3 protein-coding genes and 1 pseudogene are annotated in these 1643 nt (G+C 61.7%); all 4 read left to right on the forward strand.

The window, feature by feature from the left end; translation table 11 throughout:
- Positions 1-77: 77 nt before the first annotated feature.
- A pseudogene (locus tag AC097L_RS23780) lies at positions 78-179 on the forward strand (phosphatidate cytidylyltransferase); the annotation flags it as partial.
- A 60-nt stretch (positions 180-239) separates the two neighbouring features.
- Positions 240-530 carry an antitoxin gene (locus AC097L_RS23785; RefSeq protein ID WP_479589204.1) on the forward strand — a complete coding sequence of 97 codons (291 nt, stop codon included), beginning with the start codon at positions 240-242 and terminating at the stop codon, positions 528-530.
- Positions 527-934: a type II toxin-antitoxin system VapC family toxin gene (locus tag AC097L_RS23790; protein ID WP_479589205.1), complete on the forward strand. Its 408-nt coding sequence runs from the start codon at positions 527-529 to the stop codon at positions 932-934. Before AC097L_RS23785 ends, AC097L_RS23790 begins: the two co-directional genes overlap by 4 nt.
- Positions 935-1025: 91 nt before the next feature.
- A partial coding sequence (locus AC097L_RS23795) for a BRO-N domain-containing protein (RefSeq protein ID WP_479589206.1) occupies positions 1026-1643 on the forward strand: 618 nt, incomplete at its 3' end.

Consider the following 1643-nt stretch of genomic DNA (forward strand, 5'->3'; position numbering starts at 1 on the left):
CCTCGCCGGTCGCCACGACCACCATGACCACCTTCTCCGGCACTGCCGCCACGGGCGCCGCCATGGCGAAGGCCACCGTCTCCATCACCGGCGCCAGCGGCCTGCTCGACCGGGTAGACGCGCTGTGTTTCGCCGCGCCGATCTTCTTCCACTCGGTGCGCTGGTTTTTCCGGCTGTAAGGGACATTGGCCTCAAGAATAGATACACTTTCGTATATATTTTTTGCACAGGAGGCCGCCATGCAAGCCACCGCCAAAGTGTTTTCTACCGGCAACAGCCAGGCCATCCGCCTGCCCAAGGCCTTCCGCGTCGATGTGGCGGAAATGTGGATCGCCAAGAACGAGGTGACGGGAGAGATCACGCTCAAACCCAAGAACGACGACCAGCGCCAACGCGAACTGGCCGAATTGCTTCAGATGATTCACGACAACCCGTTCACTGAGGACTTCATTCCCGAGCGCTCCGCCGCCGTGCGCCCTGACCCGTTTGAAGACTGGGCCGAACCACCGGACGAAGGGGGTGCGCAGTGATCCTGTACCTGCTGGACACCAACATCCTCAGCTACTTCCTCAAAGGCATCCAACCCCGGCTGACGCAGCGCGTGGCGCAGACACTGCAGACGCAAGATGGCGCCATCTCCGCCATCACCCGGGCTGAAATGCGCTACGGCCAGGCGCTGATGGCCACTGACGACAAACGCCGCCGGGGGATCGATCTGCTACTGGGCCAGCTTCCCACCCTGGCCTGGACGGCTGCGGCTGCCGACCGGTATGGCGACATCCAGTCGCAATTCAGAAAACGAGGCACGCCCATCGGCGAACTGGACACCCAGATCGCCGCCCACGCGCTGGCCGAAAACCTGGTGCTGGTCACCCACAACACCCGGCACTTTGAGCGGGTTCCGGGGTTGACAATGGAAGACTGGATGTTGTGAAGCGCAGTTTTCAGCATCTTTTAGGCCCCCAGCGCTTATTCCATAAGTGCAACCAGCTCTTATTTTTGCAGTGAATCGTCAGAAAGTCGCCATGGCAAAGAAAGCAAGCCCCGCCGATCCACCAAACCACATCGCCGTTTTTCAGGAAACCAGCATCCGCCGGGTCTGGCACGACGGGGCGTGGTGGTTTGCCATCGTCGATGTGGTGGCGGTACTCACGGACTCCGTGCAGCCAGAAGGCTACGTGAAAGACTTGCGCCGCCGCGACCCAGAGCTGGCCAAAGGGTGGGGGCAAATTGCCACCCCCCTTCGGGTTGAAACAGCGGGTGGCGCGCAAAGGGTGAACTGCGCCAACACCGAAGGCCTGTTCCGCATCATCCAGTCCATCCCCTCCCCCAAAGCCGAGCCGTTCAAGCGCTGGCTGGCGCAGGTGGGCTACGAGCGGGTGCAAGAGATCGACAACCCCGAACTCGCCAGCGCCCGCGCCCGCGCGCTGTACGAGGCCAAAGGCTATCCGCCCGCTTGGATCGAAAAACGCTTGCGCTCCATCGCCGTACGCGGCGAACTCACCGAAGAATGGAAGGAGCGCGGTGTGCAGGAAGGCAAGGAATACTCCATCCTCACTGCTGAAATTGCCCGCGCCACCTTTGGTGTCACCCCCGCAGACCACAGTCGCATCAAAGGGCTGGACGCGGTCAAAACGGGCAAC

The organism is Rhodoferax sp. RT5P35, assembly GCF_056521385.1.

Excerpts from the sequence above, each read along its gene's own strand:
- AC097L_RS23785 (WP_479589204.1), top strand. The coding sequence starts at position 240 with ATGCAAGCCACCGCCAAAGTGTTTTCTACCGGCAACAGCCAGGCCATC.